This window comes from Pseudomonas sp. GL-R-26 (genome assembly GCF_019947365.1).
Taxonomy (GTDB): Bacteria; Pseudomonadota; Gammaproteobacteria; order Pseudomonadales; family Pseudomonadaceae; genus Aquipseudomonas.
Genome location: NZ_JAGYGI010000006.1, coordinates 140,169 through 158,892 on the forward strand (window position 1 = coordinate 140,169; position 18,724 = coordinate 158,892).

At 62.6% G+C, this 18,724-nt stretch carries 15 protein-coding genes; 9 read left to right on the plus strand and 6 right to left on the minus strand.

The features are described from left to right. Positions 1-33 precede the first annotated feature (33 nt). Positions 34-516 carry a sigma-70 family RNA polymerase sigma factor gene (locus tag KGA96_RS08935; protein ID WP_317850340.1) on the minus strand — a complete coding sequence of 161 codons (483 nt, stop codon included), beginning with the start codon at positions 514-516 and terminating at the stop codon, positions 34-36. 334 nt (positions 517-850) lie between these two features. Here KGA96_RS08935 and KGA96_RS08940 point away from each other — a divergent pair, with 334 nt between their 5' ends. Genes KGA96_RS08940 through KGA96_RS08950 form a run of 3 tightly spaced genes read left to right on the plus strand, consistent with a single transcriptional unit; the run spans position 851 to position 5,399 of the window. Then, positions 851-2,023 (plus strand): efflux RND transporter periplasmic adaptor subunit, encoded by a 1,173-nt coding sequence (locus KGA96_RS08940; RefSeq protein ID WP_223512461.1) that lies wholly within the window; start codon positions 851-853, stop codon positions 2,021-2,023. After that, positions 2,024-3,997: a MacB family efflux pump subunit gene (locus KGA96_RS08945; RefSeq protein WP_223512463.1), complete on the plus strand. Its 1,974-nt coding sequence runs from the start codon at positions 2,024-2,026 to the stop codon at positions 3,995-3,997. Positions 3,998-4,004: 7 nt separating this feature from the next. Next, a complete protein-coding gene (locus KGA96_RS08950; RefSeq protein WP_046043155.1) occupies positions 4,005-5,399 on the plus strand; it encodes an efflux transporter outer membrane subunit in 1,395 nt (464 codons plus the stop codon). A 131-nt stretch (positions 5,400-5,530) separates the two neighbouring features. Here KGA96_RS08950 and KGA96_RS08955 read toward each other — a convergent pair whose 3' ends face one another. Continuing rightward, positions 5,531-7,150 (minus strand): PvdJ/PvdD/PvdP-like protein, encoded by a 1,620-nt coding sequence (locus tag KGA96_RS08955; RefSeq protein WP_223465832.1) that lies wholly within the window; start codon positions 7,148-7,150, stop codon positions 5,531-5,533. A 258-nt stretch (positions 7,151-7,408) separates the two neighbouring features. On the opposite strand from KGA96_RS08955, the gene pvdM reads away from it, so the two are divergent. From pvdM to KGA96_RS08980, 5 genes are all read left to right on the plus strand, one after another. Then, entirely contained in the window at positions 7,409-8,758 is a 1,350-nt protein-coding gene (gene pvdM / locus KGA96_RS08960) for a pyoverdine-tailoring dipeptidase-like protein PvdM (protein WP_046043159.1), read from the plus strand. A 29-nt stretch (positions 8,759-8,787) separates the two neighbouring features. Then, complete coding sequence (locus KGA96_RS08965) at positions 8,788-10,068, plus strand: aminotransferase class V-fold PLP-dependent enzyme (RefSeq protein ID WP_223512465.1); 1,281 nt, start codon at positions 8,788-8,790, stop codon at positions 10,066-10,068. A gap of 16 nt (positions 10,069-10,084) precedes the next feature. Next, positions 10,085-10,969 (plus strand): formylglycine-generating enzyme family protein, encoded by an 885-nt coding sequence (locus tag KGA96_RS08970; RefSeq protein ID WP_046043162.1) that lies wholly within the window; start codon positions 10,085-10,087, stop codon positions 10,967-10,969. A gap of 116 nt (positions 10,970-11,085) precedes the next feature. Further along, positions 11,086-12,735, plus strand: a complete 1,650-nt coding sequence (locus tag KGA96_RS08975; RefSeq protein WP_046043164.1) for a cyclic peptide export ABC transporter — start codon at positions 11,086-11,088, stop codon at positions 12,733-12,735. A gap of 126 nt (positions 12,736-12,861) precedes the next feature. Further along, positions 12,862-15,279 carry a TonB-dependent siderophore receptor gene (locus KGA96_RS08980; RefSeq protein WP_223512467.1) on the plus strand — a complete coding sequence of 806 codons (2,418 nt, stop codon included), beginning with the start codon at positions 12,862-12,864 and terminating at the stop codon, positions 15,277-15,279. Between the two features lie 100 nt (positions 15,280-15,379). Here the strand turns inward: KGA96_RS08980 and KGA96_RS08985 are convergent, their stop codons facing one another. From KGA96_RS08985 to KGA96_RS08995, 3 genes are all read right to left on the minus strand, one after another. After that, positions 15,380-15,886, minus strand: coding sequence for a PaaI family thioesterase (locus KGA96_RS08985; RefSeq protein ID WP_223465823.1), 507 nt, complete (start codon positions 15,884-15,886; stop codon positions 15,380-15,382). A gap of 107 nt (positions 15,887-15,993) precedes the next feature. Further along, positions 15,994-16,263 (minus strand): type II toxin-antitoxin system RelE/ParE family toxin, encoded by a 270-nt coding sequence (locus KGA96_RS08990; RefSeq protein WP_046043167.1) that lies wholly within the window; start codon positions 16,261-16,263, stop codon positions 15,994-15,996. After that, entirely contained in the window at positions 16,253-16,444 is a 192-nt protein-coding gene (locus KGA96_RS08995; protein ID WP_046043169.1) for a hypothetical protein, read from the minus strand. Before KGA96_RS08995 ends, KGA96_RS08990 begins: the two co-directional genes overlap by 11 nt. A 567-nt stretch (positions 16,445-17,011) precedes the next feature. On the opposite strand from KGA96_RS08995, the gene KGA96_RS09000 reads away from it, so the two are divergent. Next, positions 17,012-17,371 carry a DUF6124 family protein gene (locus KGA96_RS09000; RefSeq protein ID WP_223512469.1) on the plus strand — a complete coding sequence of 120 codons (360 nt, stop codon included), beginning with the start codon at positions 17,012-17,014 and terminating at the stop codon, positions 17,369-17,371. Positions 17,372-17,517: 146 nt separating this feature from the next. Here the strand turns inward: KGA96_RS09000 and KGA96_RS09005 are convergent, their stop codons facing one another. Continuing rightward, positions 17,518-18,483, minus strand: coding sequence for an alpha/beta hydrolase (locus tag KGA96_RS09005; protein WP_223512472.1), 966 nt, complete (start codon positions 18,481-18,483; stop codon positions 17,518-17,520). Positions 18,484-18,724: the final 241 nt, after the last annotated feature.

Below are 18,724 nucleotides of genomic sequence, written 5' to 3' on the forward strand. Positions count from 1 at the left end.
GAGGACCGTGAAAAAAAATTTAACCGCGCAGGATCACTGGGCGTCCCACTGTCGCATCCGCACACGGCAATGCTTCATGGCGTTGACAATGTGCTTCTCGACCATTGCCCGGGAAATGCCCAGTTGCTCGGCAATCTGCGGATGGGACAGGCCTTCGATCTTGCGCAGCAGGAAACTCTCGCGGCACAACCTCGGCAACTCCGCCAGGGCACACTGGAGCATTTCCAGGCGCTGGCCATGATCGAGCACGTTTTGCGGCGAAGGGGTGAAATAGCGCTCCTCATTGTCGAGCACGTCCAGGGGTTCGGCCTGACGCAGGGAGTTGCGTCGATGGTCGTCGATAACCAGGTTGAGGGCGGTGCGATAAAGGAATGCCCGGGGCTGCTCGATCGGCGTATCACTGGAACGCTCCAGGACCCGCAGGTAAGCGTCATGCACCACATCTTCGGCCACCTGACGGTTGCCCAGCCTGGCGTTCAGGAAACACACCAGTTCGCGATAGTAGTTTTCCAACATGACTCCCGTCCGCACGGGGGTGCGGTTTCTGTCCTTGAGCCGGTTCGGCGACTGCTGAATCACACAGTGGCACGATAGTGGCAGTTCGAGTCGCGTAATTTATAGTAATTCTCATATAGATTTAAAGTACTGCGTCGCCTTGCCCGATAAAAAGTCATGGTCTAGCGGCTGTACACCGCTCCTACAGGTGTTACACCTTGTGTCGCTGGTTAAATTTCCCGCCCGGTTCATCGTTTACAGGACAGCTCCCCGTCCCTGTCCGGCCTAGCCGGCAGCGTTCAGCCATCGTCCCGCCGCTGAACGACGGGCCGATTTTCCTAGGCCGGAACCCTGCATGAAACGTCCCCGACAGACTCGACGCGCCCTGCTTGCAGCACTTTGTCTGATCCCCGTGGCTGCCATCGCCGCCTGGCAGTTCATCCCGCCGGGCCGCGACGGGTTCGCCACCGTCCAGGTCAGCCGCGCCGACATTGAAAGCAGCGTCACCGCATTGGGTACCCTGCAACCGCGGCGCTATGTCGACGTCGGTGCCCAGGCCTCCGGGCAGATCCACAAGATCCACGTGGAGGTCGGTGACGTGGTCAAGGAGGGCCAGTTGCTGGTGGAGATCGACCCGTCCACACAACAGGCCAAACTCGATGCCGGGCGCTTCTCCGTCGAAAATCTCAAGGCGCAGCTGCAGGAACAGCGGGCGCAACACGACCTGGCCCGGCAGAAATACCAGCGTCAACAGAACCTCGCCGCCGGCGGCGCCACCCGTGAAGAAGACGTGCAGACCGCCCAGGCCGACCTGCGTACTACCCAGGCACGGGTCGACATGTTCCAGGCGCAGATCCGCCAGGCCGAAGCCAGCCTGCGCAGCGACCAGGCGGAGCTCGGCTACACGCGGATCTATGCGCCGATGGCCGGCACCGTTGTGGCGCTGGATGCCCGCGAGGGTCAGACTCTCAATGCCCAGCAGCAGACTCCGCTGATCCTGCGCATCGCCAAACTGTCGCCGATGACCGTGTGGGCCGAGGTCTCGGAGGCCGACATCGGCCACGTCAAACCCGGCATGCACGCCTGGTTCACCACCCTGAGTGGCGGCACCCGGCGCTGGACCAGCACCGTGCGGCAAATCCTCCCCGTCCCGCCCAAACCCCTGGACCAGACCAGCCAGGGCGGCGGCAGCCCCGCCAGCGCCAGCAAAAGCGGGAGTGCCCGCGTGGTGCTGTACACCGTGTTGCTGGACGTCGACAACGCCGACAACGCGCTGATGGCGGAAATGACCACCCAGGTATTTTTCGTCGCCAATCAGGCGCAGAACGTACTCACCGCGCCCATCGCAGCCTTGCAGGCCGGCCCGCAGACAGACCAGCAGACCGCGCAAGTGGTCGCCAGCAATGGCAGCATCGAGCAGCGCAACGTGCGCACCGGCATCAGCGACCGCCTGCGGGTACAGATCCTCGACGGCCTGCAGGAGGGCGATCACCTGTTAATTGGCCCGGTCGACGGGAGTGGCGGCTGAATGCACACGCCCCTGATCGATCTTTCGGACATCCGCAAAGCCTACGGCGGTGGCGACGCGCCTGAAGTCCACGTGCTGCGCGGCATCGACCTGTCGATCCATGCCGGGGAGTTCGTGGCGATCGTCGGCGCTTCCGGCTCCGGCAAGTCGACGTTGATGAACATCCTCGGCTGCCTCGACCGCCCGACCTCGGGCGAATACCGCTTCGCCGGGGAAAACGTCGCGGCGCTGGACAGTGACGAACTGGCCTGGCTGCGCCGCGAAGCCTTCGGGTTTGTGTTCCAGGGCTACCACCTGATTCCCTCCGGTTCGGCCCAGGAAAACGTCGAGATGCCGGCCATCTACGCAGGCTTACCGGCCGCCGAACGCCACACCCGCGCCGCCGCCTTGCTCGAGCGCCTCGGCCTGGCTTCGCGCACCGGCAACCGCCCCCACCAACTCTCCGGCGGGCAGCAGCAACGGGTGTCGATTGCCCGCGCGCTGATGAATGGCGGCCACATCATCCTGGCCGACGAACCCACCGGCGCCCTCGACAGCCACAGCGGCGCCGAGGTCATGACCCTGCTCGACGAACTGGCCAGCCAGGGTCACGTGGTGATCCTCATCACCCACGACCGCGAAGTGGCGGCCCGGGCCAAACGCATCATCGAGATCCGCGACGGCGAGATCATCAGCGACAGCGCCCGGGACAATCCCGCCGCGCAACACTCGGCCAACCCCGGCGCCCTGCAAGCCGTCGACTTGCGCAGGCGCCTGAGCGAAGGCGCCGAAGCCACCGGCGCCTGGAAAGGCGAGCTGGTCGATGCCGTGCACGCGGCGTGGCGGGTGATGTGGATCAACAAGTTCCGCACCGCCCTGACCCTGCTCGGCATCATCATCGGCGTGGCTTCGGTGGTGGTGATGCTCGCCGTCGGCGAAGGCAGCAAGCGCCAGGTGATGGCGCAGATGGGCGCGTTCGGCTCCAACATCATCTACCTCAGCGGCTCGGCGCCAAACCCGCGCACGCCCATGGGCATCGTCACCCTCGATGAGGTCGCCGCAATTGCAAGCTTGCCCCAGGTGATGCGGATCATGCCGGTCAACGGCCAGGAGGCCGGGGTGCGATTCGGCAACCTCGACCACTTGAGCTACGTCGGCGGCAACGACACCAACTTCCCGGCCATTTTCAACTGGCCGGTGGTCGAAGGCAGCTACTTCACCCACGCCGATGAACAGAACGCCGCGGCGGTCGCGGTGATCGGGCACAAGGTGCGGACTAAACTGCTCAAGGACGTGGCCAACCCGATCGGCCAGTACATCCTGATCGAAAACGTGCCCTTCCAGGTGGTCGGCGTGCTCGCGGAAAAAGGCGCCAGCTCCGGCGACTCCGACAGCGACGACCGCATCGCCATCCCCTACTCCGCCGCCAGCGTGCGCCTGTTCGGCACCCACAATCCCGAGTACATCGCCATCGCCGCCGCCGATGCGCGCAAGGTCAAGGAGACCGAAAAAGCCATCGAACAACTGATGCTGCGCCTGCACGACGGCAAGCACGATTTCGAACTGACCAACAACGCGGCGATGATCCAGGCCGAGGCGCGCACGCAGAACACCCTGTCGCTGATGCTCGGCTCGATTGCGGCGATTTCGCTGCTGGTGGGCGGGATCGGCGTGATGAACATCATGCTCATGACCGTGCGCGAGCGGACTCGCGAAATCGGTATCCGCATGGCCACCGGTGCTCGCCAGCGCGACATCCTGCGCCAGTTCCTCACCGAAGCGGTGATGCTCTCGGTGGTGGGCGGCCTCACCGGGATTGCCTTGGCGCTGCTCGTCGGTGGCGTGCTGATTTTCAGCGAAGTCGCCGTCGCGTTCTCCCTGATAGCGGTGCTGGGCGCCTTCGGCTGCGCCCTGGTCACCGGTGTCGTTTTCGGCTACATGCCGGCCCGCAAGGCTGCCCGACTCGACCCGGTCACGGCCCTTACCAGTGAATGATCGATTGATGAAGCCGCCACTCAGTGTGTTAACCCTGTGTCTGTTGCTCAGTGCCTGCGGCACCCCGGCCCAGCGCCCCGACAGCGGCATCCAGCCGCCGGCCGCCTGGCAATCGCCGCACACCGCAGTTGCTGTCCATGACAACCAGCAATGGTGGGACCGCTTTGGCAGCCCGCAACTGGGGCACCTGATCGAACAGGCGCGGCTCGGCAGCTATGATTTGGCCGCGGCCATCGCCAGAGTGCGCCAGGCCCAGGCCGACACGGTGATTGCCGGCGGCTCGCAACTGCCCGAGGTCAAGGCCGCGGTCAACGCCAATCGCCAGAAACTGCTGCGGGGCAGCGGCTACAGTCAGCTCGATGCCGACAGCGATAACGACGCCGTCGACTACTTCACGGCGAACCTGACTGCCAGCTACGAAATCGATTTCTGGGGAGGCCAGCGTGCCAGCCGCGACAGTGCGCAATTCAGCCTCAAAGCCAGCGAGTTCGATCAAGCCACGGTGGAATTGACGTTGCTCAGCGGTGTGGCCAACGGCTACGCGCAAGCCTTGTCGTTGCAGGAGCAGAGCCGCATCGCCGAGTTGAATCTGGCCAATGCCCAAAGCGTGTTGAAACTGGTGCAGACCCGTTTCGATTCGGGTTCGGCCACGGCCCTGGAACTGGCGCAGCAAAAAAGCCTGGTGGCGGCGCAGCAACGCCAGCTGCCGCTGGTGCAGCAACAGGCCGAGGATGCGCGCATCAGCCTCGCCGCCTTGCTCGGCCGCCCGGTTCAGGCCCTGTCACTGGGCCAGGAACGCTTCGATCAACTGACCTGGCCGACGATTGACGCCGGGGTGCCCAGCCAGTTGCTCAGTCGCCGCCCGGACATTGCCCGGGCCGAGGCGCAACTGGCCGCCGCCCAGGCCGACGTTACCGTCGCCCGGGCTGCGATGTTGCCGACCGTGACCCTCACCGCCGAAATCGGCTCCGGCGCCGACCGGGCCGACGACATCCTGCGCAGCCCCTTCTACAACCTCACCGCCGGGCTGCTCGCTCCGGTGTTCAACAACGGCCGCCTCGGCGCCCAGCGCGACAAGGCCACGGCGCGCCAGGAAGAACTACTGGAGACTTATCGCGGCGCGATCATCAACGGCTTCGCCGACGTCGAAAAAGCCCTCAACAGCATTCGTGGGCTGGATGAACAGCGCGGGTGGCAGAGTGAAGAACTGAGCCAGGCACAGACCGCCTTCAACATCGCGCAAAGCCGTTATCAGGCCGGGGCCGAGGATTTGCTGACGGTGCTGGAGACGCAGCGCACCTTGTACGTGGCGCAGGATTCGAACGTGCAACTGCGCCTGTCGCGGATGCAGGCGAGTATTGCCCTGTACAAGGCGCTTGGGGGTGGGTGGCAGGTTTTGTAGTTGCGGAGCCTGTCAGGACGCCATCGCGGGCAAGCCCGCTCCCACAGTGGTTTTTGTTGTTCGCAGATTTCGCGTACACCCACTAACCCTGTGGGAGCGAGCTTGCCCGCGATTGAACGATAACGCGGGTATCAAGCCTGGTTCTGTCTAGCCTTCAGATTGCGCGCATACCACGGCCGCTGCGGCACTTTGCGGAACAGATCCTTCAGCGTCTTCTCGTCCTCGCCAAAGGTAATCCGCAGCGCCAGCTTCATGGTTTCCGGGTCCATTTCCACTGACTTGCCGGCCTGTAATCCCGGAGTGGTGCTGCAACCATGGGTGCTCGGCCCGAGCCAAGGGTCATCGATCTCGACCCAGCGCCCCGGCGCGAACCATTGCACGCCGTTGACCTGCAGCCGACTGACCTGCCCCGGATGGAAGCGCTCGTGGGCGCGGAACCAGTCTTCCAGGCGGTCGTCGATCCAGCCGTGGAAATGCCAGAACACCGGGCTCACATGGGAAGAAAACGGATCGCCGAGAAAATCGTTTTCCGGTGCAAACCAGCGTGCGGAAAAGTCCGCCGGATCCCGGGCGAACGGCACCGGCTGACCGTTGGACGGGTCACGGGGCACCGAAGCCCAGCGCATGTGCAGCCAGTCGTGCAGGCCCAACTCGACCTCCGAGCCAAACTGGCCGAGCGTCAGCGTCGACAGGTAACGCGGGTCGCGGTAGCGGGATTCCCAGACCTGGAAATTGCTGTGATAAGTCTCGCCAGTCTTGAGGTCGCTGACCCATTGCGTGTACTCGTCATCGTCCTCGGCCAGCCAGGTCGGCGGCAGCGCGGTGCCGTCGTGGTTGTCGAAGTAACGCGCAAAGCCGAGCCGGTCACGCGCCAGCTCCGGTTGCGGCAACGGGAAGTGCGTCCAGGACGGCAGGTCCTGCATCGACCGCGCCGTACCGAGCATGTGCCGGTGCATGAAGAAAAAGTCCACGCCCGAACCGTTGCGATCCTTGCGCTCGCCCCGGGCATCGCGCTCCTGGTCCCGAGAGCCAGGCTGCCAGCCGAGCCCGCGCAAGGCGCCGCGCTGGTCTTCGGAAAGCTTGTGCCACTTGTCCCGGGAGGCATGCCAGAGCTGGTGGAACAACCGGTGCTCCGGCGATACCAGCCAGGCCAGCAGGGTCGAATTGAGGCCGGCGCGCTCGCGGGCTTCAGGGAATACACGTTTGACGGCAATGAATCGATTGTCCTGGGCCGTCAGCATCAGCGGCCGATTCAGGTCCAGCACCCGCCCACTGAGACTGCCGCTGCCGGCGTTACCGAAACCGGCCCAGACTTCGTCCAGGGTCATGTCGAATTCGTAATCGCAACAGCCGCTAGCGCCCAGCAGCCGCCAGGCCAGCTGCTTCGGGTTGGCCCCGGACAGATCGCCGAGCACCCGGTAACGGGGCTCTTCGGTGGAGCGCAAACGCTCGGCGGTGTCGAGATATCCACTGACACCGCGCCCCTTGTGGCCGATGTCGAGGAACACCTCCAGGCCTTCGAGGGGCAAGCCTTCGATACCGGCATCACGACCTTCGAAACGAATCTGCCAGACCCCGCGCAAGGTATCCGCCAAGCGTTGGCCGGCAACATCCGCCACGTCGAACGAGGCTTCACCGGGGGTGATCGTCGGGTCCGGCCTGGTCAGTTCGCGATGCCCGTAATACGCCGCCGGCACGGCGGCACCGGTCAGCGCCAGACCCGCGAGGAACCATCGTCGAGAAATCGTCATTGCCCTACCTGTGTCAGCCATGGAGCAGGCTTTATCCAAGCTAGAACGTTTGTTGCCTGCATAAATTTAAAAAGCATCGCGAGCAGGGCTCGCTCCTACAGGAGAACGCATTCCCATGTAGGAGCGACGGTGCGGCGATCCGACCTGCTCGCGATGAGGCCATCAGCCGCGCTAAATTTTCCGGCCAGCCACTCGTTCCCCCCAGATAGCAAAGGCCCCTACGCCTGATCCTCGACGGCGAACCTGACTGAGACGGCAATGACAAAACCACGTTCGAAAAAGGCTCTTTTCATTGGCCTGCCGCTGGCCCTGGCGATCAGCGCGGGTGGGGGTTTCGCGGCCTGGGACTACGGGTTCAGGGACAACCCCGGCTACCCGGTCAAGGTGATGAAACAGGCCGATCAGTTGCAGGAACGCATCCTCTCTTTCGACAGCCACATCACCGTGCCCATGGACTTCGGCACCGCCGGCAACGAAGTCGACAAGGACGGTGAAGGCCAGTTCGACCTGGTCAAGACCGGGCGCGGGCGCCTGTCCGGTGCAGCCCTGACGATTTTCGGCTGGCCGGAAATCTGGAACGGCCCCAATGCCCCCCATCGCCCTACCGCCGGTTTCGTCGACGAGGCCCGCTTTGAGCAGGAAACCCGCTACAAGATCATCAGCACGATGGTGCGTGACTTCCCCAATCAAGTGGCCATCGCCTACACCGCCGACGACTTCCGCCGCCTGCACGGCGAAGGCAAGTTCGCGGTGTTCATCAGCATGCTCAACGCCTATCCGCTGGGCAATGACCTCAACGCCCTGGACAAGTGGGCCGCGCGCGGCATGCGCATGTTCGGCTTCAGCTACGTGGGCAACAACGCCTGGGCCGACTCGTCGCGGCCGCTGCCGTTTTTCAATGATTCGCGGGATGCCTTGGGTGGGCTGTCGGACACCGGCAAGCAAGCGGTGCATCGCCTCAACGACCTGGGCGTGATCATCGATGTGTCGCAGATGTCGACCAAGGCCCTGGAGCAAGTCGCGCAACTGAGCCGCACGCCGATGGTCGCTTCCCACTCGGCGCCGCGCGCCCTGGTGGACATCCCGCGCAACCTCAGCGACACGGAAATGCAACTGATCAAGAACAGCGGCGGCGTGGTGCAGATCGTCGGCTTCCCGACCTACATCCGCCCGCTGAGCCAGGCCACCCAGGACAAGCTCAACGCCCTGCGCGCCCGCTTCGACCTGCAACCGCTGCAAGGCCTGGAGATGGCCCTGATGCCCGGCGACCCGGTGATCACCGTCTGGCCCGAGCAGCGCTTCGGCAAGTACGCCAGCCAGCTCTATTCGATCCTCGACGAAGAACCCAAGGCCACCCTCAAGGATTACGGCGATGCAATCGACTACACAGTGAAGAAAATCGGCATCGACCACGTCGGCATCAGCTCCGACTTCAACGACGGCGGCGGCCTGGACGGCTGGAAAGACGTCAGCGAAGCCCGCAACGTGACCGCCGAACTGATCAGCCGCGGCTACAGCGAGGCCGATATCGCCAAGCTCTGGGGCGGCAACTTCCTGCGGGTCTGGGACCAGGTGCAGAAGTCCTCCCGGCCTGTCGCTAAAAACTGATTTCTCCTTTGCCAAAGCGAACCGAATCCATGACCAACCGTCGCTCATTCCTCAAGCAGGCCGGCATCCTCGCGGCCGGTATTCCCTTGGCCTCCGCCGTGAACCTGCCCGCACAGGCCGCCAGCCCCGCGCCACTGCCCAAGGACAAATGGGACCAGTTGCGCCAGCTCTTCACCCAAGATCCGAACTACCTGCACTTCGCCAACTTCCTGGTGACCTCGCACCCGCTGCCTGTGCGCGAGGCCATCGAGATGCACCGCGCCAACCTCGACCGCAACCCGGGCCTGGCCATGGACTGGCATCGCGGCGAAACCGAACGCCGCGAAGAAGAGGTGCGCGTGTGGGCCGGCCGTTACCTGAAGGCCAAGCCGTCGCAGATTGCCCTGACCGGCAGCACCACCGAAGGCCTGGCGATGATCTACGCCGGTATCCACGTGCGCCCGGACCAGGAGATCCTCACCAGCGAACACGAGCACTACGCCGCCAACAGCGTGTTCGAATACCGCACCCAGAAGGACGGCACCCAGGTTCGCAAGATCAAATTGTTCGAAGACCCGTACAAGGTTTCGACCGCCGAAGTGCTGGCCGCGATTGAACGCAACATCCGCCCCGAAACACGAGTGCTGGGCATGACCTGGGTGCATTCCGGCAGCGGCGTGAAGCTGCCCATCGGCGAGATCGGCAAACTGGTGGAGGAGAAAAACCGTGGCCGCGAGGACAAGGACCGCATCCTCTACGTGATCGATGGCGTCCACGGTTTCGGCGTGGAGAACGTCGATTTCCCGGACATGCACTGCGACTTCTTCATCGCCGGCACCCACAAATGGATGTTCGGCCCACGGGGCACTGGGATCATCTGTGCCCGTTCCGACGAGCTCAAGGACGTGACCCCGACCATCCCGACCTTCTCCGAAGCCACCCAGTTCTCCACGGTGATGACCTATGGCGGCTACCACTCGTTCGAACACCGCTGGGCGCTGAACGAAGCTTTCAAATTGCATCTGGAGCTGGGCAAGGCCGAGGTCGCGACGCGCATCCACGCCATCAACAGCTACCTGAAAAAACGCTTGCAGGCACACCCGTCGGTAGAGCTGGTCACGCCACTGTCGCCGGAGTATTCCGCCGGGTTCACCTTCTTCCGCATCAAGAACCGGGACTGCGAGGAAGTCGCCAATTACCTGATGGACCAGCGTGTGGTGTGCGATGCCGTCGACCGTGATGTCGGGCCGATCATTCGCGTGTCGCCGGGGCTGCTCAATACCCAAGCGCACATCGACCGCCTGATGGAACTGCTGGCCAACCAGGTCTGACCGAGCGATAGTCATTATGAAAAGCACCCTGAAAAAACTCGGCGCCCTGACGCTGCTGGCCGTGCTCGGCAGCGCCTTGCCCGGCCTCGCCCTTGCCTACACCGCGCCATTGCCTGGCAAGGTCTTCAAGGATTGCCGTAACTGCCCGGAAATGGTGGTGCTGCCCGCCGGCACCTTCACCATGGGCACCCCGGACGACGAGGTCGGCCGCGAGCCTGATGAAGGCCCGATGCATGCGGTGACGTTCGACAAACCCTTCGCCATGAGCCGCTACCAGATCACCGCCGGCGAATGGGCCCAATACATGAAGGAAACCGGGATCACCCTGCCCGATGGCGACACCCGCCCCGGCCGCGAGTGCATCAACAGCAAGCCGCGTTATCCACAGGGCCCGCGTCAGCCGGCGGTGTGCATGAACTTCGCCGAGGTCAGCGCCTACGTCGCCTGGCTGTCGATGAAGACCGGCCAGCACTACCACATCGTCAGCGAGGCCCAGCGCGAATACGCCGCCCGCGCCGGGTCAACGGGAGCGTTCCCCTTCCCGTTCGACCCGGGCACCGAGTACAGCATCGCCACCCATGCCAACACCTATGGCCCTACCGATGGCTACAGCTATTCCTCACCGGTGGGCAGCTATCCGGCGAATGCCTTCGGCATGTACGACATGCACGGCAACGTCTACGAATGGATCGCCGACTGCTACCACCCGGACTACGTCGGCGCGCCCACCGACGGCAGCGCCTGGACCGAACCGAACTGCGACACCCTGCGCATCCGTGGCAACGACTGGGGCGAAGCGCCGGTGTTTTCCCGCTCGGGCAACCGCAATGACATCGACCCGCAAACCCGTGGCGACTGGATCGGTTTCCGCGTCGTGCGCGACCTGACACCCAACCTCTGACTGCCTTTCTCAAAGGCATCTCCAGCGGCCACCGCCAGTCGGTGGCCGTCTAAATTAAACGCCTGACCGCACGTTCTACTGGGTATCTGCCTCAAGACCCAAGGAACCCTCTGCTCATGACCCAGCCAACGCGCGGTGCAATTCATGAATTGTTCACCCTCCTCAAACCGTTCCGGCTCGTCGTCAGTCTGGCGATCCTCCTGGGCATGGTGGGTGGCCTGAGCGTGACGGTGTTGCTGGCCACCATCAACAACGCGCTGCACTCGGCGGATGGCCTGACCCAAGGCGTGGTCGCCCTGTTCGGCGGCCTGTGCCTGCTGGCCCTGGGCAGTTCGATCTGCTCGGACATCGGCACCAACTACGTCGGCCAGCACATCATCGCCAGGCTGCGCAAAGAGCTCGGGAAAAAGGTGCTTTCAGCGCCCATCGAACAAATCGAGCGCTACCGCAGTCACCGGCTGATCCCGGTGCTGACCCACGACGTCGACACCATCAGCGACTTCGCCTTCGCCTTCGCGCCGCTGGCGATTTCCCTGACCGTGACCCTCGGCTGCATGGGTTACCTGGCGATGCTGTCGTGGCCGATGTTCCTGATGATGGTGCTGGCGATTGCCATCGGCACCGGCATCCAGTTCTACGCCCAGGGCAAGGGCATCCAGGGTTTCATGGCCGCCCGCGACGCCGAGGACGATTTGCAAAAGCACTACAACGCCATTGCCGGCGGCGCCAAGGAGTTACGCATCCACCGCCCGCGCCGCCAGCGCATGTTCGAATCGGGCATCCAGGGCACTGCCGATTTCATCTGTAACACTCAGGTGCGTTCGATCAACACCTTCGTGATCGCCAAGACCCTGGGCTCGATGCTGTTCTTCGTGGTCATCGGCCTGGCGCTGGCCCTGCAATCGTTCTGGCCCAGTGCCGACCAGGCGGTGATGAGCGGCTTCGTACTGGTGCTGCTGTACATGAAAGGCCCGATCGAGCATCTGGTCAGCACCTTGCCGATCATCAGCCGCGCGCGTATTGCCTTTCGCCGCATCGCCGAACTGTCGAGCCAGTTTTCCTCCCCCGAGCCGCACCTGTTGCTCAATGACAAAGGCACCCCGCCGACCGTGGTCAACCGTCTGCAACTGGACAACGTCAGCTACGCCTTCCCCGCCGCACCGGGCAGCGACGCGTTTCGCCTGGGCCCGGTGAACCTGACCATCGAGCAAGGCGACATCATTTTCATCGTCGGCGAAAACGGCTGCGGCAAGACCACCCTGATCAAGTTGTTGCTGGGCCTCTACGCACCGCAACAGGGTTCGATCCTGCTCAACGGCCAAGGCATCGATGCGCACAATCGCGACGACTACCGCCAATTGTTCACCACGATTTTTGCCGATTACTACCTGTTCGATGACGTGGTCCAGGGCGACCAGCACATCCCCGAAGAAGCCAACAAATACCTGCAACGGCTGGAAATCGCGCACAAGGTCAGCGTCAGGGACGGCAGCTTCACCACCACCGACCTGTCCACCGGCCAGCGCAAACGCCTGGCGCTGGTCAATGCCTGGCTGGAGGAACGCCCGGTGCTGGTGTTCGACGAATGGGCCGCCGACCAGGACCCGACCTTCCGCCGCATCTTCTACACCGAGCTGCTGCCGGACCTCAAACGCCTGGGCAAAACCATCATCGTCATCTCCCACGACGACCGCTATTTCGACATGGCCGATCAACTGGTGCGCATGGAATCGGGCCGGGTCATCACCGAGCGCGCAACCGCCTGAGCGTCGTTGCCGCGCGCAAATCATTGTTTTTTGAAGTTTGTTTTCCGGTTTAACGAAAGCGGTACGTCTAATAATAATTATCATTAACTAAAACACTGCACACACCATTCTGGAGCGATTCGAGCAATGCAAAGCCTTACTCTGTCCCGCGCACCCTTGGCGTTAGCCATCGAACGGCAAAAGAAATTCCGAACGGTCGTGCCGGGCGCGCTGCTGACCTTGTTGCTGCTGGGTACGTCCCAGGTCGAGGCAGCCCCGGTGAACGTCGATGTGCCGGCTCAGTCGCTGGCCAGCGCATTGCGCCAACTGGGCCAGCAGACCAACCTGCAGATTCTCTATAGCCAGGACATGGTCAACGGCATCAAGTCCACGGCGGTGTCCGGCAACATGGAACCGGAACAGGCACTGAAAACCTTGCTGCTGGGGAGCGGCATCAATTTTCAGTTGAATGGCAATACCGTGTCGCTGGTGCCATCGGCCGGTGACTCCAGTGCACTGCAGCTGGGCGCGACGTCCATCACCGGCGTGGCGCTGGGGCCGACCACCGAAGGCTCGCACTCCTACACCAGCGATGAAGTGACCATCGGCAAAGGCAACATCAAGCTCAAGGACATCCCGCAGTCAGTGTCCGTCGTCACGCGCCAGCGCATGGACGACCAGAACCTCAACAGCCTGCAGGACGCCATGCGTCAGGTCACCGGCGTGACCATCAAGACCTACAACTCCGGCTCCAGCCTCAACGACGTCTACATGCGTGGCTTCCTCGTCGACCAGGTGCAGGTCGACGGCGTCTCGCAGCCCACCGGCCAGGGCGACATGGCCACCAGCTTCGACCTGGCGATGTACGATCGCATCGAAGTACTGCGCGGCCCGTCGGGCCTGTACCAGGGCGCGGGTGAACCCGGCGGTACGATCAACGTGGTGCGCAAGCGTGCTCTGAGCAAATTCGCCCTCGGTGGCGAACTGGCTGCCGGCTCTTACGATCGCTACCGTTCTTCGGTGGACGTCACCGGCCCGTTGAACGACCAGGGCACCGTGCGCGGTCGCTTCATCACCGCCTACGAGAACAACCAGTCCTTCGTCGACTACGCGCAGAACGAACGCCCGATGGTCTACGGTCGCCTGGAATTCGATCTCGACCCGGCCACCACCCTGTCGGTCGGTGGCGCTTACCAGAAGAACAACTCCACCCCGGCCTTCGGCCTGCCGGCCTACGCCGACGGCTCGTTGCTCGACGTATCACGCTCGACCTTCGTCGATGCCAAGTGGAACACCCTCAACGAAAAAGTCTGGGAATCCTTCGCCGAACTCGACCACGAACTGGACAACGGCGGTCAGTTCAAGACCACCCTGACCTACCGCGACGCCGAAACCCCGCAGCGTAACTTCACCTGGGCCGACGGCGCGGTCGACCCGGCCACCGGTGACAGCTGGGCCGTGGCGTACGACTACTACACCCATATCAAGACCATCGGTGTCGACAGCTTCGTCACCACGCCGTTCGAGTTCGCCAATCGCCGGCACGAGTTCACCGTGGGCGCCGAGTACCAGCACCTGGACAAGGACTTCACCTACGGCGGCGGCGAGTACTTCCCGATCAACGTGTTCGACCCGGGCAGCATCGACATTCCCCACAACGACTATGCGCACGTCAACGGCAACTGGTCCAAGTCCGATCAGTACGGCGTCTACACCCGCGCCAAGATCAACGTCACCGACTGGCTCGATGTCATCGGCGGCAGCCGCGTAACCTGGTACGAAAGCGATGCGAAGAACGCCAACGCCTTCTTCAACAACTTCGGCGAAGCCCACACCAGCATCAACCGCAAAGTCGTGCCGTACGGAGCCATCATCGGCAAGATCACACCGGAACTGTCGACCTACTTCAGCTACACCGGCGTGTTCAAACCCCAGAGCGAAATCGGCACGGACGGCCAGCCGGTCGGCCCGCGCGAAGGCAAGCAGTACGAGATCGGCCTCAAGCGCGAATTCTACGACGGTCGCCTGAACGCCAGCATCGCCGCCTTTCGCATCTACGATGAAAACCGCGCCGAATACGACAACACCTCCGGTGCCTACATGACCGAAGGCAAGGCCCGCAGCCAGGGTTGGGAAACCGAGTTGAGCGGCAACCTGACCGAGAACTGGAGCATCGTCACCGGTTACGCCTACACCTCCACCAAGTTCCTTGACGGCGACCAGGCCAACAAAGGCAAGACCTTCAGCACCATCACGCCCAAGCACAACTTCAACCTGTGGAACAAGTACGAGTTCACCGACGGTCCGCTCAAAGACTTCAGCGTTGGCGGTGGCGTGCGTGTGGTCAGCGACACCTACTACCAGCGTGACGTGAAGTTCCAGCAAGGCGGCTTTGCCATCGCCACGGCACAGGTCGGCTACAAGTTCAACGAAAACCTGTCGTCGACACTGACCGCCAACAACCTGTTCGACCGCAAGTACTACGACCGCGTCGATGCCTCATGGGGCACCAATTTCTACGGCGACCCGCGCACCCTGACCCTGAGCCTGCGCGCGCAGTACTGATTGCCGGCTGCGTCAACAGCCACACTCCACCGGGCCGCTTGCGGCCCGGTGCTGATTCGCTGACGAACCGCAAAGGTGATGTGCGTTTATTGCTCCGGGTTCAGGATTCGACCTTGCGGCCGTGTGCGTCGGCTCTGAGTTGCCCGGTATCGACTCGGACAAAAGTGGAGTCCCCGACCGCGGTCAGGACATCCCCGGCGAAGACCTCACAGATGACCCGGCTTTTGCGCCCGACCTCGCCCTCGACTCTTGCACGCAGTGTCAGGGGGACACCCATCGGGGTGGGCTTGATGAACTTGATGCCCAGGTTACCGGTGACGCATGTAACGTGAGGCAGGCTGCCGACCTCGCGCTGTTCTGCCCGGTAGTGATAAGCCATCGCAGCCCAGTTGGAGTGGCAATCGACCAGCATCGCGATCAAACCGCCGTAAACCAGACCCGGCCAGCCGCAGTACTTGTCATCCGGCATATGCTGCGCCATGACATGCACCCCGTCTTCATGCCAGAAGCTCTTGATGTGCAGCCCGTGCGGGTTCTGGCTGCCGCAGCCATAACAAACGCCTTCAGGCGCGGCGATGTCTTGAAGCGAAGTATCCTGCGTGGTCATGCCGTGTCCATCCTTAATACCGGGGGCCAATTGTCGTGGTTGCGAACCGGGTCACCGGATCAATATTGGCAGATTGCTGTGCCGGAAACGACGCAATACCCTGAGAATCAGGGATACTCCTGCCGAGCATGCAAAACGCTCAATATCTCGATTCGATCCGTCACTCGGTAAACCACAAGGTAGTTGGGATGCACGACAATCTCCCGAGTGCCGGGTACTCGACCGAATCGATAAAGGTAGGGATGTTCAGGAAGGGCCGATGTAGCAGCCTCGATTGCTTGAAACAGCTCGCTGGCCGCTACGAAGTTTCGGTCGCCAATGTAGTTCAGGATTTGCCAGAGTTCGGCCCGTGCTTCGGGCCGCCACTCAACCAGCATCGTACTTGTTGCGCTTTGATTCGATGAGGGCTCGCATATCAGCCATCACTTGATCGTGCGGGACATTCTGGCGCGGGTCGTCAATCGAAGCTTGCACCTTGGCGCGGAACCAATGGTCATAGCTGGCGGCCTGCTCTTTGGTCTCAAACTCTGAAACGATGGGGGAAAGTTCGGCGCTCATGATGGCCTCCGGGGTCAATGGGTAGCAGTCTAATCGGTATCGGGGGCGCTGTCGTCGATCGCAAGATGAAGTGTCATTTGCCAAACCGACCAACGCGTAAAGCCAGATCGTAAGGGCTGTACTTCCGAGGGCCAACCGCAAACTTTCGTAGGACTCTTCCTGCCGACTCCGAGGAATTCAACGCTCTCTGACAAGGCATGACAGCAGGTTAAAAACCACTCAATAGCGCCTGTTTAAGCGGCCTACAGGTTACTTCGTGAAAGCCACAATGCCTTGCGCCGTTGCCTACAGGTACGCCAGAATCCGCCGGCTTGTGCGCCTTGGGAGTCGTCGGTAACTTGGTTCGGGTCACTGATTTCCAGTGATCGGGTTTAGTAGCCCGGTATTTCCACCATCGGTTGCATAAGCGTCGTTCAGTCAGGTTTACCTGTGCTTAATGGTGGCTGTGTGCATGGCGTCTTCGGATGCGCCGGGTTTTGGGTGGATTACCGGTCTACTAACTTGCACACAGCCGCCACCCTTTCGTTTAGTAGCGCGATGGTTGTGGCCCTAAATGGAATGCCACCAATGTTCAAGCCCACACCAAATCCGCCGGACTCCGACCCGGTCTCGCCGTACGAAAGCCCCGACTCCAAACAATTCCACGAAGCCGCCGAGCGCGCGCTCAATCACTACCTCAACCCGGGCGCCAACATCATGGCCACCCCGCGCACACCCAGCACCATGTTCATCGTCAACCCCGAACTGAGTACCGAAACCCTGCTGGTGCATGCGTGTGAATCGCTGGCGTCGGCCAATGTCATGGCCAACGATCTGGTGGATCACCTGGAGGGGACAAGCCGCCATGCGCTGCTAGGGATTGCGCAGGTGATCATGCTGGGGGAACTGGCGGTGAATCGGGCGCTGGATCGGCTTGATCCGCCTTAGTTATCCGGTTCAGCGCAAACAACCTGTAGGAGCGAGCCTGCTCGCGATGGCGGTGTGTCAGACACATCAATGCTGAATGTGCTGTCGCTATCGCGAGCAGGCTCGCTCCTACAGGGGGACGGCGTCGCTGATCACTACGCCATACGTCAGGCTAGACTCTCGCTAATCTGCGCCGCCAGTTGCACCAGCATCCCCGGCACTTCCTGGACCATCTCGCCCATGCGCGCAAAGTCGTGGGTCATGCCGGCCTTGACCTCCAGCACCACGGGTTGCCCCGCCGTGCGCAGTTTCTCGGCCCAGGCCAGGCCTTCATCGAGCAACGGATCGTACTCGGCCAGCCACAGCACCGTCGGTGTCAGCCGTTGCAGGTGCTCGGCGTACAGCGGCGAAAAACGCCAGTCGGCACGATCCGCTTCGCTGCGTTGGTATTGCTGGTAGAACCACTCCAGCGTGGTGGCTTCCAGCAGGTATCCTTCGGCGAACCGCTCAAGGGATGGGCGCTTTTTTACCGCGTCGATCACCGGGTACAGCAGCACTTGCAGGCGCGGCACCAGCGGCCAGCCCAATGGGTCCTGGGCAATGGCGATGCACAGCGATGCCACCAGGCTGCCGCCGACGCTGTCCCCCGCCAGCGCAATGCGCCTGGCGTCCAGCCCCAACGCCTTGGCTCCGGTGATGGCCAGCCAACGGGTGATGTCTTCGGCATCGTGGTAAGCGGTGGGAAAACGGTGTTCCGGCGCCAGGCGATAATCCGCCGACAACACGGCAAACTCCCCCGCCAGCGCCAGGCGCCGGCACAGGGTGTCGTGGGAATCGAGGCTGCCCACCACGTAGCCGCCGCCATGGAAGTACAGCAACACCGGGCGTGGCTCGCTGCCCGGTTGCGGTTGGACGTACAGCCGCGCGTTGAGCACATGCCCGTCCCGCGCGGGAATGCTGAGCGCCGTCACCGTCAACATGCCCGTCGGGGCCGCATCGAGCAACTGTGAGGTCTGTTCGAACTGCTGGCGCGCTTCGTCGGGGCTCAGCTCATGCATCGGTTGGCTTTTGCCGCTGAGGCGGCCGAACTCGGCCAGTTCTAGAAATCCTTCGATGTCCGGGTGCAGTGCCATGGGCGGTGGTCTCCAAAAATAAAAAAGCTCGCCCAATAAACGAACCGTGAGGACCGTTCATTAGGGCGTAATCCTGTTCAATCAAAAACCTCCTGCACCGAACGAAAATCTGTGGCGAGGGAGCTTGCTCCCGTTCGGCTGCGAAGCAGTCGTAAACCCGAGCAATGCGGTATACCTGAATCACCGCGATGCCCGGTTTTGGGGCCGCTTCGCGACCCAGCGGGAGCAAGCTCCCTCGCCA